The organism is Haloarcula quadrata (assembly GCF_003634715.1).
Lineage (GTDB): Archaea > Halobacteriota > Halobacteria > Halobacteriales > Haloarculaceae > Haloarcula > Haloarcula marismortui.
Map to the genome: position 1 here is coordinate 738,718 of NZ_RBWW01000001.1, position 18,329 is coordinate 757,046.

At 57.0% G+C, this 18,329-nt stretch carries 20 protein-coding genes and 1 pseudogene; 11 read left to right on the plus strand and 10 right to left on the minus strand.

Going from position 1 to position 18,329, the window contains the following annotated elements:
* Positions 1–9 precede the first annotated feature (9 nt).
* Positions 10–534, plus strand: coding sequence for a hypothetical protein (locus BDK61_RS03800; protein WP_007189380.1), 525 nt, complete (start codon positions 10–12; stop codon positions 532–534).
* Here BDK61_RS03800 and BDK61_RS03805 read toward each other — a convergent pair.
* A complete protein-coding gene (locus BDK61_RS03805; protein ID WP_121303894.1) occupies positions 526–3,591 on the minus strand; it encodes an FAD-binding and (Fe-S)-binding domain-containing protein in 3,066 nt (1,021 codons plus the stop codon). The two genes, BDK61_RS03800 and BDK61_RS03805, sit on opposite strands and share 9 nt — an antisense overlap.
* 220 nt (positions 3,592–3,811) lie before the next feature.
* On the opposite strand from BDK61_RS03805, the gene BDK61_RS03810 reads away from it, so the two are divergent.
* A complete protein-coding gene (locus tag BDK61_RS03810; RefSeq protein WP_121302343.1) occupies positions 3,812–4,312 on the plus strand; it encodes an Hsp20/alpha crystallin family protein in 501 nt (166 codons plus the stop codon).
* A gap of 286 nt (positions 4,313–4,598) precedes the next feature.
* On the opposite strand, the gene BDK61_RS03820 is transcribed toward BDK61_RS03810, so the two are convergent.
* Together BDK61_RS03820 and BDK61_RS03825 are read right to left on the minus strand one after the other, a co-directional pair.
* Positions 4,599–4,844, minus strand: coding sequence for a hypothetical protein (locus tag BDK61_RS03820; RefSeq protein WP_004958991.1), 246 nt, complete (start codon positions 4,842–4,844; stop codon positions 4,599–4,601).
* A gap of 104 nt (positions 4,845–4,948) precedes the next feature.
* Positions 4,949–5,518 (minus strand): hypothetical protein, encoded by a 570-nt coding sequence (locus BDK61_RS03825; RefSeq protein WP_121302344.1) that lies wholly within the window; start codon positions 5,516–5,518, stop codon positions 4,949–4,951.
* A gap of 239 nt (positions 5,519–5,757) precedes the next feature.
* Here BDK61_RS03825 and BDK61_RS03830 point away from each other — a divergent pair, with 239 nt between their 5' ends.
* On the plus strand, positions 5,758–6,777 hold the full coding sequence (locus BDK61_RS03830) for a tyrosine-type recombinase/integrase (RefSeq protein WP_121302345.1): 1,020 nt from the start codon (positions 5,758–5,760) through the stop codon (positions 6,775–6,777).
* Between the two features lie 15 nt (positions 6,778–6,792).
* On the opposite strand, the gene BDK61_RS03835 is transcribed toward BDK61_RS03830, so the two are convergent.
* Both BDK61_RS03835 and BDK61_RS03840 read right to left on the minus strand, forming a co-directional pair.
* Positions 6,793–7,161, minus strand: coding sequence for a hypothetical protein (locus tag BDK61_RS03835; RefSeq protein WP_121302346.1), 369 nt, complete (start codon positions 7,159–7,161; stop codon positions 6,793–6,795).
* A gap of 208 nt (positions 7,162–7,369) precedes the next feature.
* A complete protein-coding gene (locus BDK61_RS03840; RefSeq protein WP_121302347.1) occupies positions 7,370–7,627 on the minus strand; it encodes a hypothetical protein in 258 nt (85 codons plus the stop codon).
* A 102-nt stretch (positions 7,628–7,729) separates the two neighbouring features.
* Here BDK61_RS03840 and BDK61_RS03845 point away from each other — a divergent pair, with 102 nt between their 5' ends.
* The 3 genes from BDK61_RS03845 to BDK61_RS03855 all read left to right on the plus strand — a co-directional run bounded on the left by BDK61_RS03845 (position 7,730) and on the right by BDK61_RS03855 (position 9,747).
* Positions 7,730–8,143, plus strand: coding sequence for a TRAM domain-containing protein (locus tag BDK61_RS03845; RefSeq protein WP_121302348.1), 414 nt, complete (start codon positions 7,730–7,732; stop codon positions 8,141–8,143).
* A 63-nt stretch (positions 8,144–8,206) separates the two neighbouring features.
* On the plus strand, positions 8,207–9,295 hold the full coding sequence (locus tag BDK61_RS03850) for a type I restriction endonuclease (RefSeq protein ID WP_121302349.1): 1,089 nt from the start codon (positions 8,207–8,209) through the stop codon (positions 9,293–9,295).
* A 59-nt stretch (positions 9,296–9,354) separates the two neighbouring features.
* Positions 9,355–9,747 carry a hypothetical protein gene (locus tag BDK61_RS03855; protein WP_148709121.1) on the plus strand — a complete coding sequence of 131 codons (393 nt, stop codon included), beginning with the start codon at positions 9,355–9,357 and terminating at the stop codon, positions 9,745–9,747.
* 239 nt (positions 9,748–9,986) lie between these two features.
* Here BDK61_RS03855 and BDK61_RS03860 read toward each other — a convergent pair whose 3' ends face one another.
* Both BDK61_RS03860 and BDK61_RS23275 read right to left on the minus strand, forming a co-directional pair.
* Positions 9,987–10,376 carry a hypothetical protein gene (locus BDK61_RS03860; protein WP_121302351.1) on the minus strand — a complete coding sequence of 130 codons (390 nt, stop codon included), beginning with the start codon at positions 10,374–10,376 and terminating at the stop codon, positions 9,987–9,989.
* 101 nt (positions 10,377–10,477) lie between these two features.
* Positions 10,478–10,627 (minus strand): hypothetical protein, encoded by a 150-nt coding sequence (locus BDK61_RS23275; RefSeq protein WP_167467356.1) that lies wholly within the window; start codon positions 10,625–10,627, stop codon positions 10,478–10,480.
* Between the two features lie 1,470 nt (positions 10,628–12,097).
* Here BDK61_RS23275 and BDK61_RS03865 point away from each other — a divergent pair.
* The 3 genes from BDK61_RS03865 (at position 12,098) to BDK61_RS03875 (ending at position 14,585) form a co-directional block, all read left to right on the plus strand.
* A complete protein-coding gene (locus BDK61_RS03865) occupies positions 12,098–12,577 on the plus strand; it encodes a Panacea domain-containing protein (protein WP_121302352.1) in 480 nt (159 codons plus the stop codon).
* On the plus strand, positions 12,549–13,808 hold the full coding sequence (locus tag BDK61_RS22985; RefSeq protein WP_148709122.1) for a hypothetical protein: 1,260 nt from the start codon (positions 12,549–12,551) through the stop codon (positions 13,806–13,808). The genes BDK61_RS03865 and BDK61_RS22985 overlap by 29 nt, the downstream gene beginning before the upstream one ends.
* Positions 13,809–13,985: 177 nt before the next feature.
* Positions 13,986–14,585: an adaptin protein gene (locus BDK61_RS03875; protein WP_121302354.1), complete on the plus strand. Its 600-nt coding sequence runs from the start codon at positions 13,986–13,988 to the stop codon at positions 14,583–14,585.
* A gap of 77 nt (positions 14,586–14,662) precedes the next feature.
* Here the strand turns inward: BDK61_RS03875 and BDK61_RS03880 are convergent, their stop codons facing one another.
* Positions 14,663–15,067, minus strand: coding sequence for a hypothetical protein (locus BDK61_RS03880; RefSeq protein WP_121302355.1), 405 nt, complete (start codon positions 15,065–15,067; stop codon positions 14,663–14,665).
* 83 nt (positions 15,068–15,150) lie between these two features.
* On the opposite strand from BDK61_RS03880, the gene BDK61_RS03885 reads away from it, so the two are divergent.
* Positions 15,151–15,924 (plus strand): hypothetical protein, encoded by a 774-nt coding sequence (locus BDK61_RS03885; RefSeq protein WP_148709123.1) that lies wholly within the window; start codon positions 15,151–15,153, stop codon positions 15,922–15,924.
* Between the two features lie 57 nt (positions 15,925–15,981).
* Here the strand turns inward: BDK61_RS03885 and BDK61_RS03890 are convergent, their stop codons facing one another.
* Positions 15,982–16,530 (minus strand): TATA-box-binding protein, encoded by a 549-nt coding sequence (locus BDK61_RS03890; protein ID WP_121302357.1) that lies wholly within the window; start codon positions 16,528–16,530, stop codon positions 15,982–15,984.
* A 108-nt stretch (positions 16,531–16,638) separates the two neighbouring features.
* Between BDK61_RS03890 and BDK61_RS03895 the strand changes: the two are divergent.
* Positions 16,639–16,968: pseudogene (locus BDK61_RS03895) on the plus strand (type I restriction-modification system subunit M N-terminal domain-containing protein); the annotation flags it as partial.
* Between the two features lie 8 nt (positions 16,969–16,976).
* Here BDK61_RS03895 and BDK61_RS03900 read toward each other — a convergent pair.
* Complete coding sequence (locus BDK61_RS03900; protein WP_121302325.1) at positions 16,977–18,251, minus strand: IS4-like element ISHma1 family transposase; 1,275 nt, start codon at positions 18,249–18,251, stop codon at positions 16,977–16,979.
* Positions 18,252–18,329: the final 78 nt, after the last annotated feature.

An 18,329-nucleotide genomic window follows, 5' to 3' on the forward strand; every position in this document is an offset into this window, starting at 1 on the left:
GTGAGGCGTATGTTCCCTCGCTTGCGTGCACAGGGTCCGACCGTCCTCATCCCGCTGGCGTGGCTGCTCGTGGGGCTGGCCCATCTCGATGTGGTCACTGACCGGACCGTGCTGATATTCCACGTCGTTGCCGCCGTCCTCATCGCTGCGTTCGCCGTCCTTTCGTGGGATGAGATGGTGACGGGCGTCCTCCGGATCTGGCGCGATATTCTGCTCGTTGGACTCCTGCTCACCGTCGGCGGCATCGTCGGTTTCCTCTACTCTCCGCTCCGGGTTCCGTTCCTGACGACGACACTACTGGGGTGGATGGCTGTTCCGGGCGTCGGCCTCTACTACACTGGGAAGCACGTTCCGGCAGGCCAGCGGGCGTACACGGCCGGCGCAGTGCTGAGTGTTCTCGGTGCGGCGGTGTACGCTGGCGCGCTGTTCCCGCCGGCGGAAACCGCGTTGCTCGCCGGCATCGGACTTGCGCTGGTCGGCCAGACGGTCGGCATCGTTCAAGCGGTTCGCCAGCCCGACGAACCGTCAGGCTAGGGCCGCATCGAGCTTCTCCACCGGATGCGGCGGTTCGCCGTCGCTTTCGTCCCAGTCGTCCAGTTGCGTGCGACAGGATGCGCCGGGCGCGACCACGGTGTCGCCGCGACTCTCGCCGATCTGATCGAACAGGATCGAGCCGATGGCCTTGCTCATCGAGAAGTGCTCGGCCTCGTAGCCGAAAGAGCCGGCCATGCCACAACAGCCCGAATCCAGCGGGTCCACGTCGTAGCCGGCCCGTCGGAGGACGCCGACAGCGTGGTGGTCCTTCTTCGTCGCCTTCTGGTGACAGTGGCCGTGGTAGGTCAGCGTCTCGGCCGGCACGTCCCAGTCGGCCCCTTCGTCCAGCCGGAAGGTGTCGAGGTACTCACAGATGCCGTAGGCGTTGGCGGCCAGCGTCTCCACGTCCTCGCCCGACAGCAGGTCCAGATAGTCCGACTGGAACATCACGGCGTCGCTTGGTTCGACCAGCACCACGTCCCAGCCCTCCTTGACCGCGGGCACGAGCGCCTCAACGTTGTCCTTCGCGGTCGCCCGGGACTGGTCGAGAAAGCCCTTTGAGTGGGCCGGCCGTCCGCTGTCGGTCCGGTCGGCCAGTTGGACGTGGACGCCCGCGGCTTCGAGGACGCGAACGGCGGCTTTCCCGACCTCGGGATGGCTGTAGTTTGTGTACGTGTCGGGAAACAGCAGGGCTTGCCGCTCGGCTTCGTCCGCCGGGATTTGCGGGCCGCGTTCGTCGAACCAGTCCTGCAGCGTCGTGCGCTGGAAGCTCGGCAGCGTGCGGTCGGGGGCGATACCGACCGCCTTCTCCAGCACCGTTCGAGCGCCCGGCACCTTCGTCGCGAGGTTCGACAGTGGCGCGAAGGAACTGCCTAGCCCGGCCAGCGCGTCGACGTTGGCGAACACCTTGTCCCGCAGGCTGGACCCGTGTTCCTGATGGTAGGCGTGTGTCACCTCGGCTTTGAGTTTCGCCATGTCGACCTCGCTCGGGCAGTCCTTCGCACACCCCTTGCAGCCGATACAGAGGTCGAGCACCTCGTGCATGAACTCCTCGTCCGTAGGGTCGTCCGGCAGGTCGCCGCTCATCGCTTGCCGGAGCATATTCGCCCGCCCCCGCGTCGTCGTCATCTCCTCCTCGGACGCGCGATAGGTCGGGCACATCACGCCACCGGTCGTCTCCTGCGGGCCGCGACAGCCGCCACAGCCGTGACAGAGTTCGACCATCCCCTGCATCCCGTTGTCGTTGTCCCACTCCAGTGCGGGGTCGAAGCCGGTGTCGAACTCGTATTCCGGGTCGAAACGGAGGTTCTCGGTCATGTCGACAGTGCGCGCCCGCTCGGGCATCGCGCCGGACTCGACAGCGGCGGCGTCGACGCCGACGACCTGCCCGGGGTTGAGCAGCCAGTCGGGGTCGAACACCGACTTGAGTTCCTGGAAGGTCTCCCAGAGGTCCGCGCCGTAGAGCTTCTCGTTCCACTGCGTGCGGGCGCGGCCGTCGCCGTGTTCGCCCGAGACGCTCCCACCGTATTTCACGACGAGGTCGGTCACCGCGTCGGCGATGGATTCCATGGTTTCGACGCCTTCGACCGACTTCGTGTTGATGAGCGGGCGGATGTGGAGCACGCCGGGGCCGGCGTGGGCGTAGAAGGAGGCGAAGGTGTCGTGCTCCTCCAGAATCTCCTGAAAGTCGGCGACGTACTCCGGGAGGTTCGCCGGCGGGATGGCGGTGTCCTCGATGAACGAGCCGTGTTTCTCGTCAGTCGTCCGCGAGAGTAGTATCGGGAGGCCGGATTTGCGCATCTTCCAGAATTTCTCGCGTTTCGCCTCGTCGTGGGCCTCCATGGCGTCGAACGCCCGCACCGGCGCGTCGACGACGGTCCGGCCCGCAGCCGGGTCAGCGGCGGGGTCGACGCCGTTCGTTCGGTCCGCAAGCAGGTCGGCGACTTTCTGTCGCCCGCTCTCCTCGTCGTCGGCGTAGAACTCTACGATGAGGACCGCCCGAGTCCCCTCGGGCAACATCCCAACCACGTCTTCGAACTCGGCGGTGTCTTGGGCTAGGTCGATGAGTACGTCGTCGAGCACCTCGACGGCAGCCGGGTCGTGTTCGAGAATGTCCGCCACGTCTTCCATAGCCTCGATGAGCCCCTCGTAGGCGAGCAGGCCCATCGACTTGGTTTCTGGAATCGGCTCCAGAGACACCTCGGCCTCGGTGACAATTGCGAGGGTCCCTTCGCTGCCGGCCAGCAGCGAGGCGACGTTGATGGTCCCGTCCTGTGCGTCGTCGAGCACCCAGTCGAGGTTATACCCAGAGACGTTGCGCTTCAGGTCCGGGTAGTGGCTCTCAATCTCCTCGCCCTCCTCGGCGAGTATTCGCTCGATTTCGGCGTAAATCCGGGCTTCGAGGTCACCGTCGGGGTCCGCTCGGTCGCGCAGTTCCTCGCGGGTGACCTCGCCGAACGTGGTGACGGTGCCGTCCGCGAGGACGACCTCGCACTCTTCGATGTAGGCGTCGGTCTTGCCGTACTGCAGGGAGTGTGCGCCGGTGGAGTTGTTACCGATAGCGCCGCCGAGAACGCTCTTGTCGCCCCACGCCGGGTCCGGCGCGAACTTCAGCCCGTGGTCGGCCAGCTCCCCATTCAGGTCGCCGAGCTTGATGCCCGGCTGGGCTCGCGCTCGCCGGTCGTCGGGCCGGGCCTCGACGAGGTCGTTCATGTACCGTGAGAAATCCAGCACGACGGCTTCGTTGACGGTCTGGCCGGCAAGGCTCGTCCCGCCGCCCCGCGGCAGAACCGGAATCTCACGCTGGGCGCAGTAGGACATGACCGTGGCCACGTCCTCGGTTGACTGTGGATAGACGACGCCAATGGGCAGCACCTCATAGAGGCTGGCGTCGGTCGCATACAACTGCCGCGAGTACTCGTCGAACCGGACCTCGCCGTCGACGCGCGCCTGCAGGTCGTCGACGAGGCCAGACCGAGCGACAGTCTCATTCTGGTAGTCGTAGTTCGATACCTCGTCAGCCGAAGGGTCTATCCGGGTGCCGGAATCGGTTGCCATGGTGTGTTTCGTGTCCAGTCGCCCGGCCACCGACGGACCGGGTACTCGGCGGTTATCTGTGGCTGTTCTAGCTGTACGCCTGACAAAACAGTTCCGCTACGGTATCTCATCACGCATTTTCGAGCCGGCCGAACGCAGCCTACGGACGGCACTTCCGTCTCCCCGTGATAGCACGTGTTACGCAATTGTTAATATCAGTACGAGCTTATATAAGGTGATTATGACACACAGCAACGATCCCTTCGAGACAATGTTCCGACTCTTCGCACAGACGCAACGAGAGATGACGGACGACAATCTGGGCCGGCGGATGGATGACGATTCGAGACGCCGAATGGCTGACAGTCCCGGATACCGTGCCGACCGACCAGCCGCTAGCACGCGCTCGGTCGACCACCGCCAGCACGGCATCGACACGAACCTTCATGTCGACGAGACCGACGACGGGTACGCCGTGATGGTCGACCTCCCGGGCTTTGAGCGCGACGACCTCGCCGTTCGCTTCGAGGATGGTGTCCTCAGTATCCAAGGCGAATCGACTGTCGCTGCGGAAACGAGCGATGGCGCTCGCCGACACAGCCGACGAGTCACCGAACGTGTCACCGTTCCCGAGCCGGTAATGGACGATGACATCACGGCCACCTACCACAACGGCGTGCTCGAAATAACGCTGCCGCGCGCGGACGATGCCAGTGACTCGAACCGAATCGAAATTGAGTAGCCCTCTTTTTTCGACTGTTGCTTGCCGATGTTAGACGGCTTCCCCAGCGAAAGCGCTCTTAGTACCCTGCTATCCCGCTATTCCTCAGCTACTGTGATATCTTATCCCCTCTATGGTCGCGTGCGCCCGCTGTCGACTCCGTAAAAACAGACGCTCGGGTCGCAACTGATGCTCGAAGCATCTCCGAGCCGACTGCGCCGGCGCGGCTTCCCGACCTGTATGAACGCACGGAGCGCGTCAAGTGGTGGAAGTTCGTGTGGGCGAGTGTCCCGAGTCTGTCGCGTGACTACAGGTCGACAGTCACACGCAGTTCGCTGTCAGTTATCGTTCCGATGGCGTCGGCGGCGACCTCAATGTCGTCCTCGTCGGCGTCACCGAACCCGAGCCCCTGCACCCAGGCCTCGGTGAGGTCCGGGTCCGGTTCGACGTACGCAATCTGCCCCTCCGGGTCAACCTCGGTCACGATGCCGATCTGTTCTCCCTGTGCGTCCATGAGAAATTTCCCCTCGTCTTCTGTCGATAGTACTGCCATTTCGTCTGACACCACAGACTGGACCAAGTAATAAACGTCGGTCACGCCGACTCCGTCCCTGTGCCCTTTCCCGCCTGCCGTCGGCTGGCATCCGCCCTTGTTCGCTAATATCGCGAGAAGTTCTCGTCGGGGTAGACCCCTTCGTCAGTGATATCCACCACGTCCAGCGTCGCCAGTCGACTGAGGCGGTCTGCCGCGTCTTCTTTGTCGACACCCAGTTCCACCGCCCGCGCTAGCACGCGGTCGCGGCTGGGCACGGACTCGATGAAGCCATCCCTGTCTGTCTCCGTTTCCTCTGCGATGATCGCCTTCAGGATGGCCCCGTGTTCCCGCTTCGAGGGTGTGGTACTGTCGCCGGTCCAGTCCACGCTCAGCGTCCCATCCTCGTTGACGTGGGAGACGACGAATCCGTCCGGCAGCGCTTCCGTCACCGCCGCCACCAGCGCCGCTCGATCAAGCCGCGCCTCGAATCGAAACCGCTTACGGTCTTTGGACTGCCCGAGACTCCCGACGTTCGTCCCCGCTTTTGCTATGGCCTCCGAAACCGCGTCGGCAAGCCGGTCCTGTACTGACGCCGCAACGGCATCCCGCTCCGCATCGAGGTCTGCGAGTTCGTCGGTCAGGGTCGCATGGCGCTCCATCTGCTCGTGTGCTGGCTCCTCTGTCATACCCATGCTACTCGTCGCCACGGAAGTACCTGTTCCGGCGACTGTGCCGAGTCAACGGGGCAACCAGTGGTCGCTACTTACTCACCTCGTTCAAATCCGCTCGAGAGCGTTTTCACTGTTCACTTTGTTCGTAGGAAAATGCCGCCTCCCGGATTTGAACCGGGGACAGCCCTCACGTCCGGCGGTTCCACCGCCTTGGGTGGGGCCGGTTCACACCCTCGCAAGCGGGCGTTTCGGTGGTCGAAATGAGTCAGGAACTCCAACCCATCTCACCGGAACGCGCGAAGGAAATGTACCTCAACGCTCGCAAGCGCGAGGTATCCCAATCGACCCTTGACGGCTACCACTACCGGTTGAAGCACTTCATTCGGTGGTGTAACGAGGTAGCCGACATAGACAACATGAACGACCTCACCGGACGGAAACTCCAAGAGTTCCGAACGTGGCGGCGCGACGACGGGGACCTGAAGCCTGTCACCTTGGAAGGGAACCTCGACGCACTCCGCGTCTTCATCCGGTGGTGTGAGTCCATCGACGCAGTGCCGCAGGGGCTTCACGAGAAAATCATCATGCCCACGCTTTCGAGGGAGGACGAACAGAGCGAGAGCATTCTGCCAGCCGAACAGGCCGAGGCTGTGTTAGAATACCTCCGACAGTACGAGTACGCCACCCGAGGCCACGTTATCCTCGAAATCCTGTGGCACACGGGGATTCGCCTCGGAGCGTTCCACGCGCTCGACCTCGGGGACTACGACTCGGATAACGAAACCCTCGAAATCCGGCACCGACCCGAAACCGGCACTGCGCTGAAGAACGGGAAAGAGGGCGAGCGAATCGTCGCATTGAGCGGCACGGTGTGTAGCGTTATCGACGGCTACATCGAACACAACCGACCAGACACGCGGGACGACTACGGTCGGAAGCCGCTCGTCACGAGTCGGTACGGTCGCCTCTCGCGGGGCAACGTCCGGGAAACGGTCTACAAGGTCACTCGGCCCTGCTACTATGGTGCGGACTGTCCCCGGAACCGTGACCCGGAATCCTGTGAGGGGACGCACTACAACGGCTATAGCAAGTGTCCGGTCAACGTCTCACCACACGATATTCGGCGTGGCAGTATCACGGAACATCTCTCGAAGGATGTGCCGGAAAAGGTCGTGAGCGACCGTATGAACGTCGGCCCGGACGTGTTGGACAAACACTACGACAAGCGAAGTGAGGAACAGAAGGTCGAACAGCGTCGGGGGTATCTCGAAGGGGTTTAGTCGCCAAGTTCGTCTCTATCGGGCGAAGGTCCGGTAAACTCGCTGAAGCTCTTCTTTCCAAAACTCGCGTTTCTCGTTTTCGGTCAGGTGGGTAGGGTCCGTATCCAATCGACCAATGTCGTAAGCAAGAGTATAGAATCCGTCTCCCGGTGTGTCATCACCTTGCCCGACGATTACAGCACTAATCATTGGATGGCCCTGCTGAACCATTTCCTTGCTTATCGCGGCAGACCAGTTGTTCATATTTACGGCGATAACACCAATTAGCTCACCTGCTGTTTCGTAATAGATTGTTCCCCGGTGTTCTGCTACTTCTACACACTCCGATAGAAGCCGGTAGAACTCCGGTGGTTTCTTATTCAGTATCTCGTCTGAAGTCGGCATAGGTCAGTCCACTTGGTGTTGGCTGTTAAACCTTGTCTGGTAAAAGAACTTGAGCCTGCGTTTCTTATCGGGGTATATGACTGATGTTCAAATTCCGGAAGGAGAAGAGGAAGTGATTGATATGGCTGGTGCGGAGACGGATGAAGAGAAGAACCTCGCGGTCGCACAGGCTCGTCTGATTGGCGACCTGTAGAACTGCGAACTCTGCCTATATCTGAAAGCGCTCGTAGCTACTTTCAAAGAAGACGTTGAGTTGTCCTACCCACCAGTTCCAACCCGCTTTGATTGGCCGGTCGGCCTCTTCGAGTTTGTTTCTTATGAGGTCGACTGTCAACTCATCACCAGTGTCTTCTTTGAAATTTCCGGACTGGTCTAATTTCATCGCCTGTCGAGTCACCCTCTCAAGGTCGGCATGAGTAGGACTGAACTCTTCTTCAAGAATGCTCCGAAGGTGGTCTTCTTCCATACTGACAACGGCTTGAACTGACACTGGCTTAAAGTTCAGTATAGCTTCTTGGACAGCAAAGTCAAGTGTTCTCCCTTGCGTATCCCGCGTAAGACACTACTGATGGAAATACCCGACCAACTTCGCTGTCTGTTCTCTGTTACCCTCGAAGAGCGCGACGGTTCGTATGTGGTTGAGGTGCCGGAACAAGAGGTCCAACTTGGCGACCTTCAGGACGGCGAGACGTACCGTGTGGCGCTGTTCGAAGCGCCGTCCACAGACGAGGCCGACGAAACCGAACGCAAACCACTGCCCGAGCAAAGGCCACAGACGCCCCCTGTCGAAGAGGGAGAGCAACGCACCGTTAAAATCGAAGACATTGGAGAACAGGGCGACGGTATCACTCGCGTCGAACGTGGCTTCGTCGTCATTGTCCCCGACACAGAACAGGGCGAGCGTGTCACCGTCGAGATTACCGATGTGCGCCAGAATGTCGCCTTTGCCGAGGTCGTCGAGCGTGTGAGCTACTACGACTAACATCCACCTCCGAAATTCGTTCGCAGGGTTTGATAAGCCGTCCCTGTGACGTGACAGAACAACATGGATAGGGACGCTGTTAGGGAGTATGTCGAACAATCTGACGCCGTTTTCGACTCTTCTCCACAGATGGACGAGGCCAACACGAAGGCCGCCGTTCTACGTGACTTTTTAGACCTTCTTGATTGGCAGATTCCGCAGAACACCCAACTTGAATACTCCGTCGAGGCGTTCGGGCAGACCTACAAGGTGGATTACGCGCTGATTCTCGATGGAACGCCGGTCGCTTTCCTCGAAGCCAAGGGCGCAGACACAACCCTGACCGGCGACCACGAAGACCAGTTGTCGTCGTACATGACGAACAAAAACGTCACCTACGGTATCCTCACGAACGGCAAGCAGTACCGATTCTTTCAGCGCCGTGTGGACGCCTCGAACGTAGACGTTCAGAAGGTCGGTGATGTAGCCCTCGAAGACCTTCCCAACCGCCTTCCCGTTCTGAAGGCCTACCAGAAAGACGCTATCGAGTCAGGGGAATCAGGGAAAATACTCGGGCGTATCAACGAACTCCGTGAAGCCCGCCGAACCCTTGAAACCGACAAGGACGACTTGGCAGTCCAACTCTCGAACACGCTGGCCGACGAGATTTCAGACGCTATCTCGTCGCTCGCGGAAACACAGGCGAAGGAAATGATTGACCGACTCGTCTCGGATATTGAGTCGGAGATTGATGCCGATGGGAAGAAGTCAAAGCAAGAAATCGCTGATTCACTCAATGAAGCACCCGAAAGAGTAGAGGATTCCGATGTAGACGGAGAGTATGTTATCGAGATACAAGGAGACGATAGTGCTCTCGTTGTCCTTGATGGTGACAACCAGAGCGACGTAATGGCTGACGCTGTAGACTATCTCATTGAGAGTCACGACCTGATTTCCCGTATCGAACCACTTCCGTATGTCCCCGGGAATAAAAATGCCTTAATCAATGACCAGCCAGTTCATCCCGACGATGAACGCGATATGAGAACATATCGTGAGTTGACGAACGGCTACTATCTATTCACGAGTTTCAACAAGCGGGACAAGAAGCGCCATATTCAACGACTGGCAAACGAATGTGACCTCGAAATTGAGTCAAAAGGTGGGTGGTAGCCGATTCCGGGAATACCGTCACCGAACGAATTACTGGCGAGAATCGCGTAGTTTCGTACATGACCTTCCGTCTTCCCGACGAACGCATACCGGAATCCGAGCCGTGGCGCGACCGGGAGTTCCTTCAGTGGGCCTACCACGAGAGGGGACTATCTCCTCGCACTATCGCTTACGAGTTGGGCGTCTCGAAGAGCCGCGTCAGTGTCTACATGGAACGTCTCGGCGTTCTCCGACCGTGGCGGCACGAGGACACCCTACGCCGCCTGTACGTCGAACATGGCCTTTCTGCGTCCGAGATTGCGGCCCGAGACGAGATGAACTGTTCACCCGTGACGGTCAGGCGCTATCTTGCCGAGTATGACATTTCGGGAGACGACCCCGACGACGTGACCTATGGTCGCTTGGACGAACTCGGTGAAGCGGAAGTAGAGCCAGAACAGGGGAAGGCGTAGGTTCGTTGGTTCCGACTCATCACTCCCAACTCTTCCCGCAGTCTTGGCAACTCTTCATGCCGTGCGTTCGAGTCACGTTGAAACTGCCACAACGGGGGCATTTCGGGTTCCGAGCCATGCTATTCGAAAAATGACGACAGACTACAATAAATCCACACGGCGGCCTACTTTCACCAGTCAACCTGCTGGTCGCATGAACGAATTGACGAAGAGGAAGAGGCCCTTGGCCGGTGTCCCGGCTACGCTACGGCGTGTAGGAGTTCCGGATTCGCTATCAGGACGACACCAAGTCCGTAGACAGGAAGCGACTTAATGTCGAAGAAGTTCCACTCCGCTGCTTTGTTGACCCCGAGCATACCGAGGACGAGAATCGCACCAAGGAGTTGACCGGACGGAATGTACGGGAGCGACCGCGCCCACCAATCACCCACCATCGGCGTAATTAGGGAGGAACCGAATAGTGCGCCCACGAAGACCACCAGTGCAACGTACTTCCCCCTGAACTTACCCAAGAAACGGAAGAAGCCATCCCGCGCTTCGTAGACGCCAATTCCGACCACCGCCATAGTCAGACCGGTCATGATGGTGTCGAGGTGGTTCGACACGTACTGAAGGAGTTCTGCTATCATGCCTGTACCTGACGAGTCACTGGCAAATAAGTGTTTGACAACCAAGGTGAAAGTGGAATTGAGAGGTATCCGGAGCCTTGGAGCCGAGCCTGAAAAATTACTTAACCGCCACCACACCCTAACTCCGCGAAGAGGCCGTTCCTGAAGGCCGCCACCTGCCTGTTCTCGACCAGCAGTCCACCGCTCTCGCCCTCAAAGACCGATGCTGACGAGTGGGCCACGCTCTCGAAGACGACCTTCACAACCCCCACATAGCCAGCAGGGCGGCACGAACGGAGTCAATCACCGCGCGAAAATCACACATCTCTACGGAGTGCCTGCCGCTCTGAAAATTCTCGCCACCGCTCAAACCCCCCATCCCTACCCCCGGCGGTCCCGGCCCCCACCCCCTACCAGCCCCACCCGGTCCCCAAGGGGGTACCCCACCGGTCCCTGCCCCTCTGTGCGCTCATGTGGTGACTATGCCTGCCGTGCGCTTACACAGGTCGGGTGACTACGGGTTGGGTAGGGCCACCAGAGACGACCCCACATCCTCGTAGAGGGGCGCTACGGCGTTCTACTGTCGCCTATAATGGCTTTAGAGAGCGTTAGAACCGGTTATCTCCCGATTCAGGGGTTGTTTCGAGAATGAAAGCGTTTCGCAGAGCCAACGACCTGCTTCAAACAAACCGACCCCCACACATCCCGACATGGGGGATGAACGAAGAGACGCCCCCGGTAGTTTCTAAAAACACCCCCGGTGTCGATTTCACAGCGACCGAGTAGGATTCCTACACCCCAACCTAATTTTGACCGGTTCGGTTCAGCGCTCTGCTATTATCCCTATCAGTAGGTACCGAAAACGGACTTGTAGTGAGTATTACCGACAGTATTATTCCTTTTCGATGCTATGCTCCCAATGGGTTCACCAGCCGTCCCCTTCTCACCTTACAGTCGTAATCTACATGCGAGCGTATAGGCCGCTACCGAATGTTTAAGAACCTCTAACCACCAATTAGGATTAAGAGCAAAAGCCTATGAGAAGGGGACGGCTGGTGAACTCACTTCCCTTCTTGTAGTTCCCCGACGACCGCCTCGGACTGAACTGTCCAAACCCTATCCGCTGGCGAGGGTAGGTTGGAAGGTCGGGTAGGTGCAAACCTGTCGAGCAGGAATACCCTCGGAAGGGGCAATCGGTACTCGTCTATACGACTGAAGACGAATTGAACGGGAATACCTCTCAAAAACGTCTGGCAGAAACGCCAGTCGGCTCGTTCGGCGTGGAGTTGACACAGTGGGATTGCAGTGGACACGCGATAACAAACCTGTCCTGCTGTGTATGAGGCTCCACACGGCGGCTATGGAACCGGTTTTGAGGCAACGTAATTCCCCGAGAACCCAACCACTACTCGGTCGGCACTGTTCGGGATGGGTTCGAACAACTATCGAGGTATGTTGGACTTGGCTCGGGTGAATCCCAACGGCCTGACTTACTCTGGCATGCACCTATTCGGCTTCAGTGGGCGTGGCGTATCAGGTGCCACAGAATCCGAGGCCTGCGAAGGCTCGGAGAGTTATTCTAAAACCCTGAACGGGGGAGAGTCTGTCCACCGCCTCATCAGTCCGCACTACCCCCTCGTCGGTAGGACCCTATCCTTCGCCGTGAAACTTCCGGGGTCGTGGATTCGTACCAATACACAACAAAGCATTTGGGGCAGAAGGTACGATTTCATAGTAGAACTATGCCCGAGAAGGCTAAACTCAACGACATGATAGAGTATCTTGTGAGTAACTTCTCGGGTAATGCACTCACCAGAACCAAGCTGGTGAAGCTTCTCTACTTGGCTGACCGAGAATCATATATCGACCGCGATAGGCAGATTTCAAATATAAAATATATCAAATATCACTATGGCCCGTACTCTGAAGACATAGTAGACACTTTGCAAGAGATGGACGGTGACGAGATACGGGAACTGTCAGGCCGTTCGAAGAATGGTACCTACTACCGGTATGAGGCTAACAGTGACTACGAGGGTTCAAGCCTAACTCGGGAGGAACGAGCTATGTTGAAACGGGTTCTCCGCGAATACGAGAACACCCAAACGAAACAGCTCGTCGAGACAGTTTACGACTTGGACGATTTAGATAGTGTCGATAAATACACCCCTCTGTTGCAGGATACTACTGTGAATGCCGGAAGAAGAGCAATTAACGTCTGATTCACTCACGCTCATTCCGGATTCAGACGGTGAAAGGCTTCAATCAGCCTTTTCGAGTCTTCTACGGGATAACGGAGTAATTACACGGAGTTCTGAAAGTTACACTATTTCAGAACGAACAGTATTCGATGATATTGGTCGCTTGGGACTTTTTTCGTTCTATTACGAGGCATGGAGCGGCCAAGGAGACTTATCGCACATTATCTTGGATGAGGACCTGATAGCCTCAATCTGGTGTACAGACGACGCCGCCACCCCATACGGACGAGGGAAAGTTCGAAATCCGCTACTACATCTTGGTCACGCCTATGGAAATTGTAGCGTCTGTCCTGCCAAATCACTACTTGGATTCAATTCTGCCCATTCGAGTTTCTCTTTCACATTGGAGGAAGGAAGGAGAGAAATTGACACGCCAGAGACAACAGAATACGCAGAAGAGGGTACGAGCGAAGCCTGCGAGGATTGCCAGACTTATATGTCCTCTTGGTTCTCCGAAAAAGTCAGAGAGGACCCGGATTATTTGTGGATGTTAGGTGGGAGCGGATTATTGCACAGAATCCCAACCGACTATACTGTTCCCGGTGAGTTCGAGGATTACGACATATTGGAACTGGCAACGGGTTCGGACCCACCGTCAGAGATTGAGACTGATGACGATTTCATCGCCGGTCATGATGGTCGAATGGATTCACACGGGTTGGATAGCGAGGGTGAGTTTCTGTTCAACGCCGTCCTTGCTTTCCAACTCCACGTAGACTCTGATTTTGATGACATTAAATTGAGTTGCAGTTGCGAAGAACCAGTCAAGATGGTCCATGAGTTAGATATTGTATTGAGTGACTTCGAGAACCAACAGATAGTGGTCATAGAAACGACCGCTGAAAACGAGGTAAACTCGGCGAAGCTCCGGAGGAAGCACAACGTCATATTGCAACTTCACGCCCTACAGAACAGGTATGAAGACCTCGATATACAGTATATTTACTTGACGACGGGGGCGTATCCCGACGACTTACACGAAGACTCTGCTACGTTGGACGCACAAGAGAATCTGTCCGACTTGGGTGTCTCCGTGGACGTTATTTCTCGTCCCAATGATGTGAGCCAGACAGATTTAGACCCAAATGCCCTGAATCACCACGGGTCCAAAGAGTACATCGAGAATTTTGATTCTCTATATGACAGCTTACTCTCGGAATGTAGAGAGAAGGTAGAGCAGTTCATGACATAGCCAAATACGTGGGTTCATTCACGGGTATTGAGCATAGCAACGTTCTCTTCCAACTGTTCGAGAGCAGGGGCGGCTTCAGAACACAAATTCTTCCACGACTTGTACTTGTCAGCGTCAAGTGGGGACAGCCGGAATCCTAAAATTCCTTCTCACCTTATGATATGTACGGAGCCACCAGTGAGCAACCACATAGAGACGACTGAACGAATCGTCCTCTGTTTCGACAGGGACAGCACGGTGTCGGTCAACGGCCACCCCGAGAAGCGAGCGGTGCCTATCGGGTGGATACAGTGGTGGGCGCACTGTACGGACATTCCCGTGTGGGCAACAGGGAACCAGCACCTCAAGAGCGAGGCTGAAATCCCCGGACTGGCCGAGGCCGAGTCCCTATGGGAAGAGTACCTGTGCAACGGAGAGTACGAGTACGAAAACTCGGAGTTCGAGAACCACATCAAGCCACGCCGTCGGGACGGCCTACGGCTCGTTCAGGACGTGTACGAAGAGACGTTCCCCGACGAAGACTTCCGGTTCGTCGCCGTTGACGACGCGGACGTGAGCGACCTGTCTGACGAGGGACCGTGGAATCACTACTTCCCGTGGGACTTTGTTACGGCTGTCGAGTCGGACGAAGCCGAGGTTGAACAACCCCCTTCGGACGCATTCAGAAACGAGGGCGTTCCATTCAATTCCACAGACGAACCGGACTTTGAGATTCAGGAACAGACTGTGACAGAGATTAAAGAAGAGTTGCGTACCCCCATCAGTTCCGACAGATAACAGAGCGCCCCATCTTCTGAATCAGAACACGCGCAGGTAGACCCCAACCACTTCGCTGTCGGCGTCGGTCTGGTTGGTTAGTATCGGCCACCCGAGTCAAGGAACGCTTCCAATACCTTCCCCCAAGGGATTGACGCACCGACTGTCACCAGACCGGCTCCAAAGACAACCATCCAAAAGCCCGCCTCGCTTTGATGATAGAGCAGCTGTGTCGCCCCTGCTGTTTCGAGTAGCGCACCTACGAATCCGAACGGCCCCGCAACAAGGGTCGCGGCCATAATTCCGGCGAGCGTGACGAGTCCCGGAAGGGATGTGATTAGCCCGAGCGTCAGGTCGATAGATAGCGACGTAGCAGGTTCAGTTGCCGGTGTGGCTTCTCGGGCGGAACGAATCATCACGCCCCCAACGGTTGCCATCAAAGTCAGAATCATAGCGCCGAAGGCTTCTGCCACGCGTGTACGGAAGCGGTCAACGGCGTTCATATGGGACGACATGTTGTGAACACAAATAATCCCTCCCGGTAGACACGACCAGCGCGAATGACGGTAATCGAGGGGATTGAAGAATGTCTACCGAAGAATGTGACACAATGGGTAGTGAGATTGTATCTCGGGCAACTCGCGGTCTTGTGGAGCGCTATAATCGCGGACGGGAACGTGCTGGCCTAAACCGAATCGGCCCACGAAAACAACGACACTACCGCAGTCTACTCGGATACGTTGGAGCAGGCGGTGTTTTGATTCTAATTTTGACCGCTATCTTCGCCTTCTTTCCATCCCCTGTACTTTCTCTCGTGAGCCTCACACTGGCGATTTTATCAATTTCTCTGGCGATTTTCTCGTTCACCCAACCCGAATACTGGTACCCCCGTGATGTGGAACACCTGATTAAGTCCACGGAACCCGACGAATGGGAGTACCAAGAAATAGATGAGGAAAGCCGGACTCAATTCGTCTACAAAAATAACAGAGATATAGTGCTGAAATTTCAGCCCTACAGCGAGCGCGAAGACTTTCACGAAGAGTGGGTAGAGAACTATGCAGATAACACAGCGTACAAACGACAACTCGAAGTAACCCATCGAGGCCGTCGTTTGGATAACGTATATATCGTATCCGTTGACGGGGGAAGGGATGATATTCCAATTCCATCCCGCTTTGACCGAACTCTATCTGAATACGAGTATGAGTTGGGGCGCATACTCAATTGCGCTCAAGCGGAACACCTCGCGCGAGATTTAGAGGATTATGATAGAGAGTACCACCAAGCGCTCAAGCATGGTGGAATATCGGCTGAAAACGATTCGTTCGAGATTGATTGGGACAAGGCCACCCTCTAAACCATCTTTCAAAAAAGGATAGTAGAGGATTCTCCGACCCCCAACCCGGCGCTCCTATCAGGCCCTATCCAACACAGCCAGTTCGTCTTTCAACTGTTGAACAGCGGATTTCGCTTCGCTCCTATCGGTCGTTCCACCGACAATGATTTTCCCGCTGGCGAAGACCAGCAGAGTGACTTCGTATTCGGGCGGTCGGTAAATCAGGCCGGGGAATTGCTCGGGTTCGTACTCGGTGTCTTCCATCCCGAGCGCGATAGTGAGCGCTTCCAAGTTCACCTCTCGCCCGAGGTCTTCCATGAAGACCGAGGTAACGTGCCTGAACTCGTAGTCGGGAATCTCGACGCCGATTTCGGACAATACCTCACGGAACCGGTCAGCCGATTCGGTCAGATGTTCTTCGTCGGTTGCACCCCGAATCTGAAACGTTCCTGTCCGATAGAGAGTGTAGGCTGGCCCGCCCTCTTCTAATCGAACCGTTGCCATCCCGTTGCTCGTGAAATTGGCGTCGATAGAAGAGTTAAGATGGTTCTGAAGACTGCTGACGAGGACTTCCAAATCCAACTCTCGACCAAGAGAGCCGCTTCCCATCGTGCTGACGATTTCCATATCAGGCGCTTCTGGTAGACCGTAGAATCCGAGAGGTGTATATATCCCTGTCTCCCGCTCTTGAACTTCACCGGAGCAAATAACACGCTCGCATGAATTGAGAGGAATATGCCCATCTCTTTGGACGAACTCGAAAACCACCTCTTCAAATGCGCCGACATAATTCGAGACGCAGTTGACCCGACCGACTACAAGGAGTACATTCTACCGCTCGTCTACTACAAGAGTATCAGCGACGAGTTCGAGAAGCAGTACGAACAGAATCTCGACGAGTACGGCGATGATTTCGCTCGCCGGAAGAACCTCTACGATGTTCCCGTTGTCCCCGAAGGACACTCGTGGGATGACGTTCGCGCCGTCTCGGACAACGTAGACCAAGCCCTGAACGAAGCCTTCGACGCGCTCACCGAGGAAAACCCGGAACTGAAGGGTACATTCGTCTTTAGCTAAGACTCACACCTCGGTTGTGTAGCGGTAGCGAGTGTCTCCTGTAAGATCGGCCGTTGCTGATGAATCTTCTGAGCGTCTTCGATTAGCCGCTCCAACAACGGCGGTGGCGAGTAACCGAGGTACTCGCCGAGTTTGTGGAGGATGAGCTGGGCGTGCGACCGGAAGGTCGCCGCCCAGCGTTCCGGCGGAAACACGATCTCATCGTCGGCCTGCTCGGTGACCAGATCCAACAACTCCCGGCTCACCAGCAGTGACAGCAACGCAGCGTATAGTAGAATTTTCACGACATCAGGGTTGTTCGTGTCGAATTCGTCCAGTTCATACTGCGTCTTCAACTCACGGAACAGAGTTTCTACTTCCCATCGACACCGGTACAGCGTCGCTAGATCTGACGGCAGGAACTCCTCTCTCGGCAGATTCGTTATGTAGAGATGGTAGTCGTCGGCGTCCTCGTTGCGGACGCCGACGACGCGGAACCGCTTCGTATCCAGTGACCGCGTTCCCTCGTACTGCCCTCGCTTGAATTCCGCTTCGACCTCTACGTCGATGTACTTCCGCGAGAGGTCATCGACCACATCGTGGATCTGCTTGCCCTCCAAGGGAATGGCGCGGCCGCGCCATTCCCGTAATTCCGCCGTTATCACCGGATTCGCGTTCTGCTTCAGCCGACTCACGAAGTAGCCATCGTTCTCGTCGATCAACGCGAAACGGCGGTACTTGAAGTACGCTCGATCGAACAGAACTAGCCGTCCTTGTAGCCACGAACCTGTGTTGAACAGCGTGCTGTCGTGCGTTTTCTCGTCCGTTACGTCGATCCGTTCAATTGTCTGGTCGGTGGCGTTGTGGAGCAGGTGGAGCTTCGCTCCAGCCTGCTCCTCGTGACGGGCTTGGAACTCATCAGAGAGGAATTCGTGCAACCGCAACACTGTTCCATCAGCGATCATCACGTCCCTGAATCGGTCGATATCAGCGTCAAAAGCGTCTGGAACAGCGACCTCGTCGAGGCCGCGCTCGACGAGGTCGCGGAGATACTCTGCCAGCGTCGGTGTCAACCGGTGATAGAAGCCGCCAGAAGAGATCGGTTCGTCAGCTGTGGCGTTGTAGCAGCGCCTGAACCCAGCGAGTGTTCGGCTCTCGCCTGCGGCGAAGCCGAACACGAGCGCCCACACGAGGACAGGAATCTGAAGCTTGCCTTCTCGCTCGACCACGCCGAGTTCCTCGGCGTGCTCTTCGAGGAACTCAGAGGGAAAAAGCGTAGTGAGCCGACGCATGATTCTCGTTGAGGAGCGAGGGTTGTGCACAGACTTCTCCTCCTCATTCCTCTCGAAAAATAGCCTCGATAAGCCGTC